Below are 20,533 nucleotides of genomic sequence, written 5' to 3'. Positions count from 1 at the left end.
TTTTAATTAGATATGGATTCGTTTACCTTTGTATTTACTAGTAGTTCATCGAAAACTCTTTTTGTTTCTTCCCCAATTCGATTCCAGCTGAATAGTTGGCTTACTAATTTTTGACCATTTTTGCCAATCGTTTTGCCTTCTGTTGGATTTTCCAATAAATACTCGATATTTTCAACTAAGTTATCTGCATTATTTGGTTCCATAAATAAACCTGTTTCTCCATTCTTTATAATACCTTTTAAGCCACCAGTATGGGAAACAATCGTGGGAACTGCAAATATAAGGGACTCTAATGCTACAATTCCAAATGGTTCATACGAACTCGGAATCACAACGATATTAGCGTGAGCATAAAATGCATTTTTTTGTTCTCCGTGCAAATATCCTATTAATTGAACACATTCCGATAATCCATTTCTCTCGATAAATCTTTGATATTCTTCGTACATTGGCCCTACTCCAGCAATAACAAAATATAAATCTGATCGCTTTTTATGCAATTTTCTCGCTGCTTCCAATAAAGTACCAAAGCCCTTTTCTTTTACCATTCTGCCCATCGCAAAAATAATTTTTTTATTTTTGTCTAAATGAAGGGATTCGACAGATGGAAAGGAAGCATTTTCAATTTGCATAGATTCTATTCCATTTGGAATAATGTTAATTTTTGATTGCTCTACTTCAAAAATGGACATTACCTCATCCTGCATATATTCACTGCAAACAATTAAAGAATCCGCTGCATGAATTAGTTGTCTTTCTTTCCCATGAATAAATTTTTGCATTTCCGTATAAATGCCACCATTTCTTCCATGTTCTGTCGCATGAATGGTTGCTATTAATGGAATATTTAATTGGTCCTTTAACGAAATTGCAGCAGCCCCTACAAGCCAATCATGTGCCTGAATTAGATCAAATGTCGTTTTCTTTCCTAACTCTATCGCTTTATCCCACATGGCAAGATTTAGTCCGCCGATCCAATGGATAAAATTTTGCTCTATACTATAAATTGGTTTAACACGATAAACGAATAAACCATTTTTTTCTTCTACATCTTCTGCCTTTTTCTGCATATCTTGGGCTGTAATAAGATGTACTTCATATCCATTTTTTATTAAACTGTTCGTTAAACCAACCACATGAGTACCAAGACCGCCGACTATATTCGGGGGATATTCCCATGATAAAATAAGTGCCTTCTTCTTATTTGATGGAATTATTTCATTTATTTTCGGGTTATTCATTTGTATGGTAGTATTTAATATTGGATGCACCTTTTCTCTCAAAGACATCCATTCCTTATCAATCGGTCCTTTCATAAATATACTTAATTGATTTGCTGCTTCCAGATAGGATGAAGCTTCTTCAGCCGTCCAATTATCTTGGTAGAGCAAAGCGCTTAACAATAGCCATTCTTTTTCCAACTGTTTCTGAACACTTTTCGCTTCATTTGATAACAGAACTTGTCTCCATTGATGTAGTTCTTTTTCTACAAAAGCCAAAGAAGCATATATATCACTTTGATTCTTGATTTGGCTTTCTCTATGTTGATCCAAAAAAGAAGAACAAAGATGTACATGATCCATCCCTTGACTAAATTGATTCAAATATGTTTCAGGAGTAATATGAACCATATAGCCTTCATCACATAAATAACGAATACTTTTATTTAATTCCTCTCCTATTTTTACATAGCTCTCTAAATCAATAGGTAGTGATAATATTGACTCATTCGTGTAATGATTATACGATTCAAGTACCTCCATAATCGCTTTATCCCACATTTGCTTTTGGGGATTTTTTTCTTGAAAAATCTGATATAAACTTTCTTCAACAGGAAAAAAAACAACATGATGGGGAGATTCAACAGCTAATCCTACATCGCTTGGCAATGGATCACTATGATTTATAGTTGCACTGTTTAGATAACTATATGTCAATTTCTCTTTTTGCAAATATAAATCTAATCCAGGCGAGAAATATCCTTCAGGAAACCAAAAGCCTTTTGGACGGTACTCTATATAGTCATCAATAATCGATAAACCCATTTCCATTTGCAATTGAACACCTGTACTAGTTGAAGCATTCGAAACTTGTGAAAAGGAAGCAGGGCTTGCAAGGAGTTCTATTCTATTATCTTGAATGAGTGATTTCATTATCTTTAATAAATTTTTATCTTTTTGTTGCCAATATGTTAGTAATTCAACGTTGCAGTTCTCTTTTTCTAAAAATTCTGTCATTTCTTCCCGAAATGACTGCAAATCTAATATTTCCATATATATTGGTGGTACAACAAGCTGAATGATATATGGAGAATTATTTTTTTCAGTAAGGAAAAGAAAGTTAATATATTGAATTGTGTGTTCATAAAATTCCCTTTTTTTATTCTTATCTTCCGAAAAATAATTCATAAAAGGAATGTTATTTATAACAATCAATTGAAAATACGAACCATTCATTTCTTTTTCACATCCTCTTGCTCTTCTAATTCATAATAGCTATAGGTACTTACATGCTCAATCCAATTCGGTATAGGATTGTCCCCTTTTTCCCAATTTTGTATCTCTTTTTCCATAGTACCAACTTGATCTTGTGAGATTCTCGGAGTATGTAATGGATTAGACTGTAATATCGGTAAAAAGGATTGGTAAACATCCAAGACTCCTATTTCAAAACAAAGGCTTCTGTTTGGAGACAAGTCTTGTAATATTATCGATTCCTGTCCATTCTCGACCGGAAGAAGGCGATAGCTATGTGCATTTCTTCCATTATAAATAATACTTGTTATATCATTAATCTTCACTGCCAAAGAGCAGGTTTCTGGGTCAATATCATAATAAGTAGAGATTAGCTGCCATTTCCCTTCAGGTATTCGCCAAAATACTAATGCAGTATTTTCACTTGTTAACCAAGCTTCCATGCCATTTTTCTTGGTTAATAAATCAACGCTTGTCCAAAAATGTTCTGAGACAAAGGGAATCTTTGGCTCTGTTTTTGTGGTTATTTGTTTCTCTTCTTCTTGTTCATTCTTCTCTTTTTCTTTCACGTACTTTTTCCATTGGTATTGAACTTTACCTACAGTTGAATTTAGTTCCATGGCAATTTTACGGAAAGAAAGCCCTTTACGTCTTAAACTTACAATTTGTTCAATCAATAGAAATAGCACCTCTTTCTAGATTTTTGATTTCCCTCTTTCTGACAATCTTGGGTGTATGTATCGCAAATTACTAGTATATGTCTACAAGATACTTTTTAGTTCCTATTTATACTATTATGTTACCACTGAATGGGGGATGCCACAATGAACAGATTTTGTCGGATTGCGCTTAAACTTATGTACGTTCATCTTGAAGGTGCAAAAAAATTTTTCTACCTTGTATCTGCTTCCTCTAGTAACCGAAATTCGACATATGCCTGCTTAAATGCAAGTAGTATTACGACATATTCCTAAATGTTTCGCAAAAAAATCGAGTATTGTCTCCCGGTTGAGAAAAATGGCTGATGAATATTTTTTGTTATCTTATAGCAATTTTCATTCATTCCTTCCATAAGTTACTTTGATTAAATAGGAATTATTGATTGATAATGATAAAATATCTTAGACTGGACTGTTTTACTGCAAAGATAAAGATGATTTCTTTTTTCCTATTGAACAACAATCTTTTAGAAAACAGCTTTTTTTAAATAGTCTAATACTATTAATTTGTGACATGAGGTGAATTATGTTAATTGTAACGCTAGTATTATTAGGGATTTCTTTATTGCTTCTTCTACTATCTTTTTTTCTTCGTGATCCTATAAAAGACTTACGCGAGGAAATAGATCAGCTATCGATTCAGCAAGTACAGGAACTATATAAAATGAAAAAGAAATTAAAAGTGTTAGAAGAGGAATTAATGATTGGTGAGGAAGATTTTTCTTTTAAATCTCCTTCTTCTGTAAAAGAAATAAAGCCAATCCAAAATGAAAATACTCCATCTATTCATGCCATCATTAAAAACCAAGTTTGGACACTTGCAGCAAGTGGAGTTCCAATTGATCAGATTGCCAATCAATCATCCCTATCCATTTCTCAAGTTCAACATATTATTAACGAACGGGAAGGACAATAATGAAATGAAGAAACAAAGTTTACGTTCATTCGCTATAGGAATGCTCCTTTCAGCTAGTGTGATCGGTAGTTATTATTTCTATATGGAAAAAAACACTCACCAAGATGAAAACTTCCTAAACACAAATGATGCGACTACATACCTTAAAAAACAGGGTTTTATCGTTTTAAGTAATGTAGAATATGAGGAACTGAACAAAAGCATAGAGGAAAATAAACAAGAACAAGCAAAGTCTGATACAGAGGCAAATAATAAACAAGAGGAAGCTGAAAAAGAAGCACAAGAGACATATTCCTATACGCTAAAAGTTAAAAGCGGTATGAGTATTTCCACAATTGCTGAATTATTATATAAAAATAAGATCGTTAAAGATCAAGAAGAATTCGAAACATACTTAATCGATAACGATTACCACACAAAAATTCAAGTTGGCAGCTTTCGTTTAACGAGTGAGATGAGTCATAAGAAAATCGCTGTGACTCTTACTAAGTAAATAGCGCTTCTTTAGGATGGTATAAAAGCATTCTTGTCAGGACGAAAAAAACCAAACAATCAGACAATAGTTTCTAAGATTGTTTGGTTTTTTATATTAGTTTTTTAAATGACGTTTATAGTAAAAATTTGTTGTTTATGCCTGTTGCCTTATTTTTTTACCAATCGTATTGTCTGCCTTTAACTAAATAAAAAATATTTTCAGCTATATTAGTAGTGTGGTCGGCTGCTCTTTCTAAATAGCGACAAACAAATGTTAGTTGAGAAATTTGATGTAAATATTCAGGTTTATTTTTACTGATTTCAAACAGCTCCATAAACGCTTGTTTGTTTAAACTATCTACCTCATCATCCATCTCAGCAATTTTCCGAGCTAACCTTGTGTCCTCTTCATTATATGCATTTAAAGATAACCGTAACATTTCATTCGTGATTTCCAGCATTTTTTTGACATGTACCATCGGTTTTACTAAATCCTGATTACCTATTCTAATAGTAGCCTTTGCTATATTCACTGCAAAATCTGCAATTCTTTCGATATCTGTCGCAATCTTTATTCCAACAATAATTCTTCTTAAATCAATAGCAACAGGTGCCTGTTTTGCAATAAGAAGAATTGCAAAATCATTTATTTCTTCATACAACCTATCTGCCTTTGCATCATCATCAATTATTTCTAGAGCCATCTCGATGTTTTGTGTCTCAAGTGCAGCTAGTGATCTTTGGAGAGCTTGAATAGAAAATTCTCCAAGCTCTGTCAATTTTCCTTGTAGTTCCTTAAGCCCTGCTTCAAACTTCTCTCTAACTGGCATGATAAGAGTCTCCTTTTTCGGGTGTTGAACTGAATTTATTATCCAAATCTTCCTGTAATATAATCTTCGGTTCTTTTATCCTTTGGATTTGAGAATATTTTATCTGTTACATCAAACTCAACAACTTCTCCATTTAAGAAGAAAGCTGTTTTATCAGAGATACGAGCAGCTTGCTGCATATTATGTGTAACAATAATGATGCTATAATTTACCTTTAGTTCTTGAACTAGCTCTTCTACTTTTAATGTCGAAATTGGATCAAGTGCAGAGGTTGGCTCATCCATAAGAATAACATCTGGTTCTATAGCTAGACATCTAGCAATACATAGACGCTGCTGCTGTCCGCCAGATAGTCCATATGCATTCTGATTTAATCTATCTTTTACTTCATCCCAAATTGCTGCACCTCTTAGACTTTTTTCCACAATTTCATTTAATATTTTCTTATCACGAATGCCATGAATTTTAGGACCGTATGCCACATTTTCATAAATTGACTTTGGAAATGGATTCGGTTTTTGAAAGACCATTCCTACTTTTGTTCTTAATTCTTCCACTCCATAGTCTTTGTCAAAAATATTTCTACCACGGTAATTAATTTCACCAGATGTTTTTACACCTGGCACTAATTCAATCATACGATTTAATGTTTTTATATATGTCGATTTCCCACATCCAGATGGCCCAATAATAGAAGTTACTTCATTTTCAATAATATCTAAATCTATATTTTTCAGCGCATGGTTATCCCCGTACCATAAATTAAGCTGATTTGTTTTATAAACAGAATTTTTTACCTTACCATCTAAATCATTACTTTCTACTGCTTTCTTCACTTTATCTACAAAGACTGTACTCATTTGAAGTTCCCCCTATACGTTTAATAACGCTTTTGAAATTTATTTCTAATCAATACTGCAATAGAGTTCATTAAGATTAATAGCACTAAAAGAACAATTATTCCTGCTGCTGCAAGACTCTGAAATTCTTCTTGTGGTCTTCCCGTCCAGTTATAAATTTGCATTGGTAATACTGTAAACATATCAAAAACTGTTCTCGGCAAGAATGCAAGGAATAAAGGAAGACCCAATACAACTAATGGTGCTGTTTCTCCTATTGCACGTGAAAGTGCCAATATCCCACCTGTTAAAATGCCAGGGATAGCTGCCGGCATTACCACTCTAACGATTGTCTGCCATTTTGTTGCACCCATACCGAGAGATGCTTCTCTTAATTCACTAGGTACAGATCGGATTGCCTCTTGAGCAGCTACAATAATAATTGGCAGAACCAATAAGCTCATTGTTAAACCTGCAGCAAGCACACTTGTTCCAAGTGACATGGCACGAACAAATAAGGTTAGTCCTAATAAACCAAAGACAATTGATGGTACACCAGCAAGGTTTGATATATTGATTTGGATAAAATTCGTAAACTTATTTTTATTCGCATATTCTTCTAAATATATTGCAGTCCCCACTCCAATCAAAAGGGAGACAGGTGCAACTACTGCCATAAGCCACACAGTTCCTATTAAAGCAGTATAAACCCCTGCATTTTCAGGTTTACGGGATGGCAAGCTTGTTAAAAATTGAAAATCCAAATAGCCAATTCCTTGAGTCAATACTCGATAAAAAAGGATAGCGAGAATAACTAAACCAAATAAAGTCGCGCTAAAAAATAATCCTCTCATTATGACATTTTTCATTAATCTCGGTTTCATTTTTTTTATAACATTTGAATGATTTATCAACTTCATCTTAATATTCCTCCCTAAAACGACGAGAAATGTATTGGGCAAGCAGGTTCATTAAGAAGGTAAACAGAAATAGTGTAAATCCAACTGCATAAATACTGTAATAGATTGTTGTCCCATATCCTGCATCTCCTTGGCTAACTTGAACAATATAGGCTGTCATAGTTTGAATTGATTCTGTTACATTGAAGCTAAGATTAGGTGTACTTCCACCAGCAACTGCTACAATCATTGTTTCTCCAATTGCTCTTGATAACGCTAAAACAATAGAAGAAACGATACCAGAAACGGCAGCTGGCAAGACAACCTTAATTGCTACTTCAAATTTTGTAGAACCCATCGCTAAAGCCCCTTCACGCATTGATCGTGGAACTGCACTCATGGCATCTTCTGATAAAGAAGCAATCATAGGTGTAATCATAATGCCGATCACAATTCCTGGACTTAATGCATTGAACATTTCTAAAGAAGGAATAATTGATCTAAGCAATGGTGTTATAAAGGTTAAAGCGAAAAACCCATAAACAATCGTAGGAATACCTGCTAGCACTTCTAAGATTGGCTTAATTATTCTTCTTGTTCTATCACTCGCGTACTCACTTAAAAAAATGGCCGATGCCAGCCCTATAGGCACAGCAACAATACCTGCAATAATGGTTACTTTTAATGTCCCAGAGACAAGTGGCATAATTCCAAATGTTCCTGGTTCGGAAAATGGATACCATGATTTACTTGTTAAAAATTCTTTCATATTCACTCTTTCAAAAAAAGTGAATGTTTCAATGAGTAATGTAAATAAAATACCAAGCGTTGTTAAAATCGATAATATAGCAGTAATTAATAATACTTTAGGCATTATTTTCTCTAGCATTTTACTTAAATTATTTTTTTGTTTTTTTTCTGCAATTAATTCCTGAATAGATGGTGTATTTCTGTTTACTTCTTGTTTCATCATGTTTTTCAAGCCCCCCTTAAATCCAAACACCAAGATGGAAAGCCAAGTACAAAGCTTTCCATCAAAACTTATTACTTCAGTCCTTTAATTAACTCTAAATCTTTTTCATATTCTTCATCTGGTAATTTTACATAGCCTACATCTTCTGAAAGCACTGCTGCATTTTCAATCATAAATTCAACGAAATCAGCTACTTCTTCTTTTTCTACAGATTCATTTTTCACATAAGTGAATAATGGTCTTGATAATGGAGAGTATTCTCCGCTTTCAACTGTTTCATTTGTTGGTTCAACTGGACCGTTACCACCGTCAATCGGTACTACTTTTAAGTTATCTTTGTTTTCTGCATAATAAGCATATCCAAAGTATCCAATTGCGTTTTTATCCCCTGTTACACCTTGTACTAAAATATTATCGTCTTCTGATAATGTCGCTGCTTTAACTATTGGTTGTTCTTCTAGAATTACTTCATCAAAGTAATCGAATGTTCCAGAATCTGTTCCTGGTGAATAGAATTTGATTTCTTCCTCTGGCCATCCTTCACGTATATCAGACCATTTTTTCGTTGTGCCATCTTCTAGCCAAATTTTCTTTAATTCATCTACTGTTAAATGGTCTACCCACGTATTGTCTTTATTCACTACAACGGAGAGTCCATCATATGCTAATCGTAATTCAGTATAATCAATTCCTTTTGCTTCTAATTCTGTTTTCTCTTCCTCTTTAATTGGGCGAGATGCATTACTAAAATCAGTCTCACCTGCGATAAACGCTTTAAAGCCTCCACCTGTACCAGATGATGCAACAGAAACTTTTACATTTGGTTGCTCTGCTTGATATTCTTCAACGATTGCTTCCATAATTGGATAAACAGTTGATGAACCGTCTAATTTAATTTGTCCTGATAATTGTTCACCAGCATCATTATCATTTGATGAATTAGCATCATTATTTCCGCCACATGCTGCTAATGCTAACATTGTTCCAATCATTGCTGTTAATCCTACTGTTTTAAGGCTCTTCATTTTTCTCTTTACCCCCTAAGGATGGTTGTTTTGTCTTACAAGTTAACTATAAGTCTTTAGTATTAATTTGGTTTTAACTGTTTGTAAATCAATGTAAACGCTATGTAAATTTAGGGGGTTCCTTATATTTTTTAGAAATTGCTTAACAATTGGGTCTACCATTATTAAAAGGCTTTTTCTTTAACAAAATGCAAAAAAGGGCAAAACTAATGGAAAATAGTTTGCCCTTTTTCTATTATTCTTTTTCTTCTTTTTCCTCGTCTTTTTGTCTTTCTTTTTTCAAATCGAAATATGCATCCAATACACGTTCACCGATTTTTTTATTTGCCCCATTATCAACACTTCCTTGGTATGCCCATGGAACCATTACTGCCATCGCAACTTCTGGATTATCAGAAGGAGCATAGCTAATTAAGCTTAAATTCATGACTTGAGGAGGTATTTCCCCATAATCACTTCTTGATGGTCCATCATAAAACGCCTCCGCAGTACCTGTTTTTGCTGCAGGAGAATAATCTTTTCCACCTAAGTTAGAATAAGCGGTACCCTTTGGAGTTTGAGCTACCATCTCAAATCCTTGCTGAACTCGTTCAATCCATTCTGGTTTAACATCTACTGTATTTAATACCTTTGGTTTTACGGTTTCTACAACTGGTCCTAGTGTGCTATCATCTGCTACAGGTTCACGAATTTCTTTTACAATATGTGGTTCCATCCTTTTCCCGCCATTCGCGATTGTGGAAACATATTGCGCGAGCTGCATATTTGAATACGTATCATATTGCCCAATCGATAAATCTAGTAGGAAACCTGGCAATGTATCTTGTCCTTTAAACCCAACTTGTTCGTTTGGCAAATCAATTCCGGTGCGAATTCCTAATCCGTACTGCGCAAACTCGTTTCTAACTAATGAAAAGTCGCTCAGCTGTACAGATAACGGTTGACCATATACATAATTTGCACCAGCCATCTTCATTACTGTACGGAACATATAAACGTTAGAAGAGCGTTGCAATGCAGTCAGGTCATTAATTGGTCCCATTGTTGTCCAAGATTTCTTAATTGTGTTTCCGATTTTTACAGGTGTATCATTCCACACTGTTCCAGGAGAAATTGCTCCCGTTTTATACCCCGTTAATACAGTTGCACCTTTTACAACAGATCCTACGTTGTACGTGGTTGTAATATTACCAAGTGCATCATCTTGAACTTCCAATTTTCCTGTTTTTTCATTTTTTTCTAGTCGTTTTCCGGCCATGGACAGAACATCTCCTGTATTTGGATCCATTAAAACCACATAAGCCCTATCAAGCAATTTTGTTCCAGAAAATGTCTTGGCTGTTTTTAATTCTTCCTCGATTATTTTTTCTACTTCTAATTGAAGTTCCATATCAATGGAGAGAACTAGATCATTTCCTCGTTTTCCTTCTGATATGACCTCGGTACTTACGATATTGCCATTTTTATCTGTTTTATTGCGAATTTTCTCTTTTTGTCCTTTTAGAACATCTTCGTATTGGAGTTCTAAGTAACTTGTTCCTACTCGATCATTTCGGCTGTATCCTCGTGAAAGATAATAATCTAATTTCTCTGCCGGTAATCCTTTCTCTGCGGAACTAACACTCCCTAAAACAGATTTTAACGTATCACCGAATGCATACGATCTTTCCCAGTCAGTTGTTGTATCTACACCAGGTAAGGATTCTAAATTCTCGCTTACTACTGCAAACTCTTTGTCACTGACGTCTTTATTTTTCACCATTTGCGGTGTTAGTTTGTAGCCACTAATAAATTCGCGATAGATTGCTAAAACCTCTAAATCATGATTAGAAAGTGTTTTTAAATCCTCCTCCGTAATTCGATCCAGCTGCAATTGATATACTTCTGTATTATATTCGTCTTGATCTGGATACTTCTCTGCTAAAGCTTTTTTTTCTGTATCAGACACCTTCTTACTTGCCTTCTCTTCATTTTTTATGATCCAGTAATCCTTTTTTTCACGTTCTGTTACCTTTTTTGTATCTTTAATAATATACTGGGAAAGCAACTCAGCTGTTTCGAGCATTACTTCTTGCTTTGCACCTGAATTCGTATATGTAATCGCTTTTTGTGCAACATTATCCACAATTACTTTTCCAGTAGTATCATACATTTTCCCACGGGGCACAGAGGTATTTACTGTAACATCTTCTGTTTTCTCTAGCTCTCTTTTATAATCCTCTCCGTAAACAATCTGCACAAAACCTAGTCGCAGAATTAAGGCGGAGAATAATAAAAACACTAAAAAGAAAATAATATTAAGACGTACAGGTATCGTTTTTTTCTTTTTCTTTTTTCCCACCGTATAATCACACTTTCCTTGAATATTCTTTTTCTATTGTAATAGAAAACAGGAGATTATTCTATTAATAACTAATTGGAATAATATGCTAGAATCGACTAAGTTGTGCTATTTGCATTTTTCCTACTATCTTATTTATTAATATGAGAGAAAAAACGCCTATGTATCCACGTTTCTTTCATCCAAAAAACACCAAAAAGACTATCTATAACAAACAGATAGTCTTTTTATCGTAAGTCTATTAATCTAGTCTTTTTCTTTCTTTAATTCAAAGTATTTATCCATTACACGTTTTCCGATTGTTAAGTTCGGCGAAGGACCATTATTTGTTGTATAAACCCATGGAACCATTACTGCCATTGCTACTTCTGGATTATCGGACGGGGCATATGTTATTAAACTTACATTCATAACTTGTGGTGGTTCTTCTTGCTTATTTAATGGATCATAATAAAAAGCTTCTGCGGTCCCAGTCTTTCCAGCTGGACTATAAGAAGCACCTGCAAAGACACTTCCTGTCCCTCCTGGCTGCATTACCATTCGGAAGCCTTTTTGAATTTGCTCCATCCAACCAGGTTCCAAATCTAACTTATTTAATACCTTGGGTTGAATTTCCTGAACAATCGGTCCTAATTGCCCCTCTTCGATGGATGTCTCTCTTATTTCTTTCACTAAGTGTGGCTGAATACGATAACCACCATTTGCGATTGTTGAAATGTATTGTGCTAATTGCATATTTGTATAGGTATCATATTGTCCAATGGATAAGAACATTAAATTTGCTGGCTGATTTGGATCAATTGCTCCTTTAAAACCAGCCATTTCATTTGGCAAATCAATTCCTGTTCGCACACCTAATCCAAATTCAGAAAAAGAATTTCTTATCTTTGGGTATGCATCCAAATCAATGTTTAATGGCTGCATATAAGCATATTTTCCCTTTCCTATCATAATAGCCGTTTTAGCCATAAAAACATTGGATGATTGCTTTAAAGCAATTAAGTCATTAATATTCCCCATTGTCTTCCAGGATTTAAAAGGGTTAGAACCCTTAATTTGCATCGTTGAATCATTAATATATGTCGTACCAGGACTTAGAACCCCTTCTTTATAGCCTGTGATTACCATAGCACCTTTTACGACTGAACCCACGTTATAGGAAGTTGTAATATTCCCTAACGCAAAATCATTAACAATTTGTTTTCCTGAATCATCATCTGTTCCTAATTGTTTACCAGCCATTGTTAATATTTCCCCTGTATGAGGGTCCATTAATACAACAAATGCTCGATCTAAATACTTGGTACCAGCATAACCGTATTTCGTTTTTTTTAATTCTTCCTCAATGATTTTCTCAACTTCTAGCTGCAAATCCATATCGATGGTTAATACTAAATCATTTCCTGCAGATCCATTCGATAAAATTTCCGAGCCTACAATGTCATCTGTTTTATCTTTAATATATTTAACCTTTTTCTTTTGCCCTTTTAAAACATCTTCATATTGCTTTTCTAGATAGCTTAGTCCAACTCGATCGTTCATGCTGTATCCTTTAGCTAAATAGCTGTCTTTTTCTTCAGCTGGGACTCCTCTTTGAGACGTGCTCACATTTCCCAAGACAGTTTTTAAAGTGGAGCCAAATTCATACTCTCTATCCCAATCTCGAAGGGTGTCTACTCCAGGTAATCTTTCTAAGTTTTCACTAATAATGGCAATTTCTTTATCGGTAACCCCTTCATTTTTTACAATATGGGGAGTATAAAAATAACCGCTTTGAAACTCTCGATATATCGCTAATGTTTCCATATCTAAATCGGTTAGTTTGTTTAAATCTGTTTCAGATATGCGACTACGCAATAGCTCATCATACGCTTTTTGATATTCCTTTTTGTCGTCTTTATACTTTGACGCAAGCTGTTTCTGATCTTCTTCTGATATCTTTGTCTTTGCTTCATCTGGATTGATTAAAATCCAATAGTCTTTCTTGTCTCTTTCTGAAATCTTTTTAAGGTCTTTATCGCTGTCCATTTTAATAATTTTTGCTAATTCTTCAGCCGTATCCCGCATTTCTTCTGCTGTATACTTATTCCAATTAGTATATGTAATGGCATTCTTGCCTACATTGCTTACAATACTTTTACCTGTTCTGTCATACATTTCTCCCCTTGGAACAGAAGTGCTAATTACGACATCCTCTTTCTTTTCTACTTCATTTTTATAATCGTCTCCATACACAATCTGTACAAATCCTAATCTTAAAATAAGTGCTGAAAACAATAAAAATACCATAAAGAATATAAGGTTAACTCTTAAAGGTATTGGATTTCTCTTTTTTTTCTTTTTTTCTCCCACTTTTAAAACCCCACCATTTCCTCCAAAACTTTCCTATTTTCTATTTTAAAGGAAGATTACAGAAATTTCTATATGATTACAGGATTTTTAAAGGAATTCTCTCTTTCTCATTCACCTTTTCACACGAAGAAGAAGATCTGTTAACTCTATAACAGATCTTCTTTTACATAGTTAAGCTGTCTTCCATCTGATTCTTCTAGTAAAAAAATAAATCACCGAGTGTCCACTTCCTAGGATAAACAACAAGACAGGGATTACTTTATTTGGATTGAACATGCTTACACCAATTATAAAAATGAGAACGGATAAAAGCCTTCCTAGATTGAGAAACAATTCTCTTACGACTATATATTCAATTCTCATTTCTCCTGCCTTCCATCCTTTTCCGATTACGTCAAAAGTTAAACTAGTGTAAGGAACAAGGATTAATGGATAAGCGATGGCTATAGTACTCGCATAAATCAATAATTTCGTGTAAGAAAAATCAAAAACGATAATAAACATCGAAAGGAATAGCATGATCCCTCCAACTAAAATGGATTTATTCCGATTCTCATTTTTGATTGTCCTCGAAACAATATAATAGGCAACAAAAGAAATTCCCGAATTGATTAACCCAAATTTACCCAAAGCCAACTCACTGTCTGTCGCTATATAAACATAGACAGTTATCATAAACGCAAAGACGCCTTCTCGTAAGCCTTGAAAAAAATGAGCATTCGTTATAAGTTTCCAGTTATAATTATTTTTTCGCTCTTCCAAAATTCTTTTAAAATAATATTTGCCTTCTGCCGGCCTTCTTTTGAGAAAAAAACTAGAAATAACCGCTAGAAGAAAGAGTGCAAGAGACATTCCAAAAACAATCATATAACCTGTTGACTTTGTTAGCTGTGAGATAATATATCCCGCAATCATCGGTCCAATCATCCCAGCAACAGAATTTAATAGTCCTAAGAAGCCATTAAAGAAATCTCTAGTTTCAGGTTCGGTAACTTCAAATGTCAAAACATTGTACGCTAGCCAATAGAATCCGTTGCCAATACCAAGTATTGCCCCTAACACTAGGAGAAATGTAGATGCTTTGTCTCCAATTAATAGTACTGTCAAATAGAAAATGGTAAGGAAGGCAACACCAATTCGAAATACAATGACACGATCAATTTTCTTTGCCCATCTGCCAGCAAGTGTAAAGGTAAGTAATTGCAGCAAGATAATAGCAAGGTTATACAATCCTAAATCTCTAAATTCTCCTGACTGCTTCCATAAGAATACGTTAACGAAAGTATTAGAAAGTGCTACACTTAATGCGTACAATCCACCGGTGAGCAACAATATTTTTAAATCTTTTGTAAGCTCTACATCACCTAAAATTTTTCCTATTTTCATCATAGAAACTCCCCTTTGTTCTAGAGTAGTTTCTAACAAAATGAATATCGTTATGCATTATATATAAAAACTAACAATTATGAAAATAAGCTATAATTACTATCTTTTCAATACTAAGACAAAATAAGACAAAAAAAAACTGTGAGCATAATGCCCACAGGTTTTGCTAACCTATTATTATTTAGCAGCTGAATAACGTTTAGCTACTTCATCCCAGTTAATTACATTAAAGAATGCACTAATGTACTCAGGACGACGGTTTTGGTAATTTAAGTAGTATGCATGCTCCCAAACGTCTAATCCTAAAACAGGTGTCTTACCTTCCATTAAAGGATTGTCTTGGTTTGGTGTGCTTGTTACTTCTAACTCACCGTTGTTCACAACTAGCCAAGCCCAACCTGAACCAAAACGAGTTGTAGCAGCTTTTGAGAATTCTTCTTTGAAGTTTTCAAAGCTACCAAATTTGCTGTCAATAGCAGCAGCTAAATCACCAGTTGGTTGACCGCCACCGTTTGGAGAAATTACTTCCCAGAATAAGGAATGGTTTGCGTGACCGCCACCATTGTTACGAACTGCAGTACGAGCAGCTTCTGGCACTGCATCAAGATTAGATACAAGTTCTTCCACTGTTTTAGAAAGTAATTCGCCATTTCCTTCTAGTGCGTTGTTTAAATTTGTTACATAAGTATTATGATGTTTCGTATGATGAATGTTCATCGTTTCTTTATCAATGTGAGGTTCTAATGCATCATAAGCGTAAGGTAATTGTGGTAATGAATAAGCCATGTCTAATTCCTCCTAATATTATATGTATTATTTTCTTCCTTATATTGTTTTGTCCTATTTCGACAATTTATATAAGAGAAGCTCTTTAACAATACATTATCAAATAAAGAACTTACTTTCAATCTATTTGCTTGAAAAGATTCCCTCTTTAAAATACCCATCTAAAATTACTTTTAAACAGGCAAATGCCTAGTTGTTTATAGGACGGATTGTTCTTGTCTCCTTATTCTTAAATTTGATGAAACCACTTTCACTTTATTAGTTAGAAAATAACAATCATCACTTTATATTTCTACTTAAAAATAAAGTTTTTAATTTCCACCATCCTCTAGTGATTAACATCACTCCAGTATTTATACTAATTTGTTTATTACCGCTTCTATTAGAACTCAACTTGAAATAAGTTCGATAAATTGTCATTTTTGTGTTTCTTCCTTACGAATCAACGTTTTAGAGTAGAATAGAATTCACACCATTCACACGATAACCATTTTATTCCAAATCAAGATTGACAAATATTTCACAATGTTTTTTAATCAAGAAAAGAGGAACTTTTTAAGGAGTGCTTTCTTATGAATGAAGTACAACTATCATTATATAGTTTATTGATACAACATTTCTTTGAGACTGACAAAATAGAACATATAAAAAAGGGAACTTTATTATTTCAAGAAAAAGACCCTGTTCAAAAAATTTATATTTTATTAAATGGAACTATTTCTCTTGGGAGAGTCCATGAGAAAGGAAAAGAATTCGTCATTAAGATACTCCATGATGAGGAATTGCTGTTAGAATACCAATTATTTAAACATTCCCCAAAGTATTATTTTTTTGCCAAAAGTCTTACAGATTGTGATGTTCTTGCGATTAACCGCAGTGAATTTGAAGATTTAGCTTTAAAAGATCCAATGCTCCTTATTTCTGTTACTAGTTGGTTAAGCACGGGATATCTAAAAGCACATATGAAATGCCAAGATCTTATAATGAATGGAAAAAAGGGCGGCCTATACAGCATATTAATCAGGCTATGTCATTCATTTGGAATAAAAAATAAAGAAGGGATCTTGATTGATATTCCCATCACACATCAAGAATTAGCGAATTTAACGTTCGGGACAAGAGAAGTTATTCAACGCATATTAAAAGATTTAAGAGAAAGAGAAGTCATTGACTACAGCAACCAGAAAATTACTGTAAAAAATCTCGCCTATTTAAAAAGAGCAGTCGATTGTCAAAACTGTCCTGTGGATATTTGCGGACTTAATTAATAATAGAAGAAAAGGTAAAAGCTTACCCTTACCTTTTCTTCCATTAATTTATATTTTCAAAAAGAAATACACAATCATTATCCCCTGAATAATACCTTTCGTAACTATACTGCTGAGAAAGCCTATTAGTGAGCCTACTCCTATTTTAAGCGCATTTTTCCAATCGGTCCTACTAACGATAAGCTCTGCTAGTACGGCTCCTAGAAATGGACCTAGTAGGATGCCAATTACAGGAATGACAAAAGGTCCAACAAGCAATCCTATTGTACTTCCCCAAATCCCAGCCTTTGTACCGCCAAACTTCTTTACACCGATCCAGTTAGATACAGAATCAGCAAAGAATAATAAGACAACAAACATCCCTTGGATAATCCAAAAAAGGACACTAAGTTCTTCAAACGAAAAGAAGACACCATATAATAGATACCCTGCTAAAATAAATAGTACACTTGGGATGATTGGATAAATCAATCCAGCAAAAGCAATAATGAATAAAATACTGATAATAATCCAATAAATAATATCCATTACATCCCCCTTTCCTTCTAATTAGTATAGGTATATCCTTTTAAAACTTTTACCATACTTTTTTATGCAAATCAAATGCTGAGACTTGTATCTATTAGCATGAAAAAGATACAATAGGAATGAAACTTTTGAAGGATGTGTCAGAATGAATATTTTTAAGCAGTTTTATCGAAGCCTCTATTCTCCAAAAGATATAGCAAGCTTCCGTTTTCAAGGCATAGGAAAAACCATTATTTATTTGTTGCTTTTGACTATTATTGCAGCTATACCTAATTTGTATTATTTAAGTAAGGGAATCAATGAAGCAATACATACGTTTAGTATAACAATGGAAGAAGAAGTACCTTCTTTTACAATAAGCGATAATACTTTAAATACCAAAAATCAAAATGAACCAACTATCATTGAAAAGCCTGATTTAACAATCATTCTAGATGCTTCTGGAACCTATGACCATACAAAAATTAGTACTTATGGAAATACTGTAGCGCTTTTAAAAAATGAATTTGTAATCGTAACAGCAGGGCAGGCGCAGAGTTTTGAATATTCCTCATTTGGAAATATCACCCTTACAAAGGAAGAGCTAATTGATTTTATTCAAACAATGGATTCTTTAGCATATGTTTTTATCATCATTTTAGTTGTAATCTATATCTTATTTATGCTAATTTATAAAGTTCTTCAAACAATCGTACTTGCTATGTTTGGAAACTTTTTCTCGAAAATTTTCGGCAGAGCATTAACATATGCACAATGCTGGAAAATCACCGTATATAGTACAACCATTCCCGTTATTTTCTTTACTATTATGGACTGTTTACAAACCATTGTTCCAAGTGGCTATCTATTAAATTGGTTCATTAGTTTATTCCTTGTTTGTTTAGCAATTAAAGAGGTCAAGCCGGAAAAACCACTACAACCATAAAGCAGTAAAAAAGCAAAAACCTTACACATTGGTTTTTGCTTTTTTACTTCTTAAGAGATTTACTTTTCTTCCATCTTTATATTTTCCTCTAGTTTTGCCACTAACATCGATAGTCTAGAACTTATCTCAGCATTAACCTTGATACTATCCTGCTGTATTTCACCTATTTTTTTCATCTCATCTGAGCTTGCGAGTGTTTGTTGACTAATGGAAGTAACATGTAGCGTGCTATACTCCATCTTAGGAAAAAATGCCTGTAGCTCATTTAATAAATGGTGATTATCTTTTAGCCCTTCACTTACTAAAGAAATTCCCTTCAATAGTTGATTAAAAGAGACAGTCGCTTTTTGCACTAAGTCATCACTTTTCGTAAAATTGTTTTGTATATCTTTTAAATCACTTGATGACTTTTGAATGATTTGATCCATATCAAGTGTAAACTTTCTTATATCCTCTGCTGATTTAGAAGACAAAACAGCTAATTTCTTCACTTCATTTGCTACCACAGCAAATCCCTTTCCCTGGATACCAGCTCGAGCTGCTTCAAGTGTAGCATTTAAAGCTAATAGCTTGGTTTGTTCTGCAAGTTCTTTAATATCTTCGACAACCTTTTTTATTGATAAAGCATGGTTATTAAGTAAATCATTATTACGATAAATGACGGTTACTTTATCTTGTAGCATATGTTGACTTGCAAATAAATTATTTATATTCTCTTCGCCTAGTATGGCAGAATCATTCATTTCGTCTGTATGTTCCTTAATTTTTTGACTACTTTGGTCGATTTGATCGCTTAAGCCTTTCATTTCTTGGAAAACGGTTATATTATGCTCTGAACTAATTGCCGTTTGCTCAGCGCCATTTTTCACCGTAACAATCATTTCCGAAAGCGCCTCTCCACTTTCTATCATTTGCATTGCCTCTGTTTGTAAAATATCATTTGTTTTGGATAAATGATCACTAGTTGCATTCATTTCCGATAGTACAAGCTTTAATCTTTGTATTAATAAATTATAGCTGTTAATTAACGAGTTGATTTCAGGAATCCCAGTTTTAATGGTAGAAACCTCTTCTAAATGACCATTCCTTGCTATTCGCATAATTTCTCGTAACGTTAGTAATGGGCTTACCATTGTTTTGACAAAATATCGAATAACGACAGCAATAATCAGTATACTTAATACCGAAAAAAGCAACAAACTATTTTTTAATTGATTGACATTATGTAAATATTCAGATTGGGGAATTACTAACAAATAAATCCCTCTTAGTTCTTGAATTTGTTGAAAGGCAACGGTATACGTTTCTCCATTCCATTTTGTATCCAATACGCCTGATTCTAATTCCTCTAGTTTCTGAATAAAAGAATCATCCAACTTAAATCGGGAGTTTTGACTCACTTTAAATGGTTTTACTTCCTTTTCCGATAGCAAAAAGAAAGAAGCGTTTAACCCTTCTTTGGCAAAGCTAGCATCTTGATCTCTTATTATTTGTTCCATTTTCGTTTGAAACTTCTCTTCCTGACCTACGTACATTAGCATTGTATTTTGAGCCATAACGTAAATAGTGCTTGTTTCTTTCTCTAGTCTCTCCTTCATCATTTTAACTGTCATTTTTGTAGAGCTATTAATGGAGATAAACGTTAACATCAAAATCGTAATAATAAATAATGGCAAAACAAACAGAAATAACCGATTTTGTATAGAAAGCCTTTCCTTTATCCTTTGCTTCTTTATGACTTTTGTCATTTGCTCGCCCCCTATGACTATTTTCACAGAAATTTATTAAGGGCATGTAA

18 protein-coding genes are annotated in these 20,533 nt (G+C 33.8%); 5 read left to right on the top strand and 13 right to left on the bottom strand.

The window, feature by feature from the left end; translation table 11 throughout:
* Positions 1-2 precede the first annotated feature (2 nt).
* Positions 3-2,456, bottom strand: coding sequence for a glycosyltransferase (locus tag ACTNDN_RS01205; protein ID WP_048717682.1), 2,454 nt, complete (start codon positions 2,454-2,456; stop codon positions 3-5).
* The gene (locus ACTNDN_RS01200) at positions 2,453-3,151 is read right to left on the bottom strand and encodes a DUF4912 domain-containing protein (RefSeq protein ID WP_031535362.1); all 699 of its coding nucleotides are present in this window, start codon (positions 3,149-3,151) and stop codon (positions 2,453-2,455) included. Before ACTNDN_RS01200 ends, ACTNDN_RS01205 begins: the two co-directional genes overlap by 4 nt.
* A gap of 147 nt (positions 3,152-3,298) precedes the next feature.
* On the opposite strand from ACTNDN_RS01200, the gene ACTNDN_RS01195 reads away from it, so the two are divergent.
* The 3 genes from ACTNDN_RS01195 to ACTNDN_RS01185 all read left to right on the top strand — a co-directional run bounded on the left by ACTNDN_RS01195 (position 3,299) and on the right by ACTNDN_RS01185 (position 4,602).
* Positions 3,299-3,448, top strand: a complete 150-nt coding sequence (locus ACTNDN_RS01195) for a hypothetical protein (protein WP_155986733.1) — start codon at positions 3,299-3,301, stop codon at positions 3,446-3,448.
* Between the two features lie 271 nt (positions 3,449-3,719).
* Positions 3,720-4,109 carry a hypothetical protein gene (locus tag ACTNDN_RS01190; RefSeq protein WP_031535364.1) on the top strand — a complete coding sequence of 130 codons (390 nt, stop codon included), beginning with the start codon at positions 3,720-3,722 and terminating at the stop codon, positions 4,107-4,109.
* Positions 4,110-4,113: 4 nt separating this feature from the next.
* Positions 4,114-4,602: an endolytic transglycosylase MltG gene (locus ACTNDN_RS01185; protein WP_031535366.1), complete on the top strand. Its 489-nt coding sequence runs from the start codon at positions 4,114-4,116 to the stop codon at positions 4,600-4,602.
* 157 nt (positions 4,603-4,759) lie between these two features.
* Here the strand turns inward: ACTNDN_RS01185 and phoU are convergent, their stop codons facing one another.
* From phoU to ACTNDN_RS01140, 9 genes are all read right to left on the bottom strand, one after another.
* Entirely contained in the window at positions 4,760-5,413 is a 654-nt protein-coding gene (gene phoU / locus ACTNDN_RS01180) for a phosphate signaling complex protein PhoU (protein ID WP_031535368.1), read from the bottom strand.
* A gap of 38 nt (positions 5,414-5,451) precedes the next feature.
* Entirely contained in the window at positions 5,452-6,273 is an 822-nt protein-coding gene (gene pstB, locus ACTNDN_RS01175) for a phosphate ABC transporter ATP-binding protein PstB (protein WP_031535370.1), read from the bottom strand.
* A gap of 20 nt (positions 6,274-6,293) precedes the next feature.
* Positions 6,294-7,172 carry a phosphate ABC transporter permease PstA gene (pstA, locus tag ACTNDN_RS01170; protein WP_031535372.1) on the bottom strand — a complete coding sequence of 293 codons (879 nt, stop codon included), beginning with the start codon at positions 7,170-7,172 and terminating at the stop codon, positions 6,294-6,296.
* Between the two features lies 1 nt (position 7,173).
* On the bottom strand, positions 7,174-8,124 hold the full coding sequence (gene pstC, locus ACTNDN_RS01165; protein ID WP_031535374.1) for a phosphate ABC transporter permease subunit PstC: 951 nt from the start codon (positions 8,122-8,124) through the stop codon (positions 7,174-7,176).
* A 71-nt stretch (positions 8,125-8,195) separates the two neighbouring features.
* Positions 8,196-9,149 (bottom strand): PstS family phosphate ABC transporter substrate-binding protein, encoded by a 954-nt coding sequence (locus ACTNDN_RS01160; protein WP_441130527.1) that lies wholly within the window; start codon positions 9,147-9,149, stop codon positions 8,196-8,198.
* A 235-nt stretch (positions 9,150-9,384) separates the two neighbouring features.
* The gene (locus tag ACTNDN_RS01155; protein WP_441130525.1) at positions 9,385-11,490 is read right to left on the bottom strand and encodes a peptidoglycan D,D-transpeptidase FtsI family protein; all 2,106 of its coding nucleotides are present in this window, start codon (positions 11,488-11,490) and stop codon (positions 9,385-9,387) included.
* A 246-nt stretch (positions 11,491-11,736) separates the two neighbouring features.
* Positions 11,737-13,842 carry a peptidoglycan D,D-transpeptidase FtsI family protein gene (locus ACTNDN_RS01150; RefSeq protein ID WP_441130523.1) on the bottom strand — a complete coding sequence of 702 codons (2,106 nt, stop codon included), beginning with the start codon at positions 13,840-13,842 and terminating at the stop codon, positions 11,737-11,739.
* 171 nt (positions 13,843-14,013) lie between these two features.
* Entirely contained in the window at positions 14,014-15,231 is a 1,218-nt protein-coding gene (locus tag ACTNDN_RS01145) for an MFS transporter (RefSeq protein ID WP_441130521.1), read from the bottom strand.
* A gap of 174 nt (positions 15,232-15,405) precedes the next feature.
* Positions 15,406-16,014: a superoxide dismutase gene (locus ACTNDN_RS01140; RefSeq protein ID WP_031535384.1), complete on the bottom strand. Its 609-nt coding sequence runs from the start codon at positions 16,012-16,014 to the stop codon at positions 15,406-15,408.
* Positions 16,015-16,586: 572 nt separating this feature from the next.
* Here ACTNDN_RS01140 and ACTNDN_RS01135 point away from each other — a divergent pair.
* On the top strand, positions 16,587-17,282 hold the full coding sequence (locus ACTNDN_RS01135) for a Crp/Fnr family transcriptional regulator (protein WP_251627520.1): 696 nt from the start codon (positions 16,587-16,589) through the stop codon (positions 17,280-17,282).
* Between the two features lie 48 nt (positions 17,283-17,330).
* Here the strand turns inward: ACTNDN_RS01135 and ACTNDN_RS01130 are convergent, their stop codons facing one another.
* A complete protein-coding gene (locus tag ACTNDN_RS01130; protein ID WP_251627518.1) occupies positions 17,331-17,810 on the bottom strand; it encodes a DUF456 domain-containing protein in 480 nt (159 codons plus the stop codon).
* Positions 17,811-17,955: 145 nt separating this feature from the next.
* Here ACTNDN_RS01130 and ACTNDN_RS01125 point away from each other — a divergent pair, with 145 nt between their 5' ends.
* The gene (locus tag ACTNDN_RS01125) at positions 17,956-18,735 is read left to right on the top strand and encodes a DUF1189 domain-containing protein (protein WP_251627516.1); all 780 of its coding nucleotides are present in this window, start codon (positions 17,956-17,958) and stop codon (positions 18,733-18,735) included.
* Positions 18,736-18,794: 59 nt separating this feature from the next.
* Here the strand turns inward: ACTNDN_RS01125 and ACTNDN_RS01120 are convergent, their stop codons facing one another.
* A complete protein-coding gene (locus ACTNDN_RS01120; RefSeq protein WP_251627514.1) occupies positions 18,795-20,483 on the bottom strand; it encodes a methyl-accepting chemotaxis protein in 1,689 nt (562 codons plus the stop codon).
* Positions 20,484-20,533: the final 50 nt, after the last annotated feature.

This window comes from Niallia sp. HCP3S3_B10 (assembly GCF_052064465.1).
Classification (GTDB): Bacteria; Bacillota; Bacilli; order Bacillales; family Cytobacillaceae; genus Niallia; species Niallia hominis.
The sequence above is the reverse complement of the archived record's forward strand: the minus strand, read 5'-3'. Positions and strand labels throughout refer to the sequence as shown.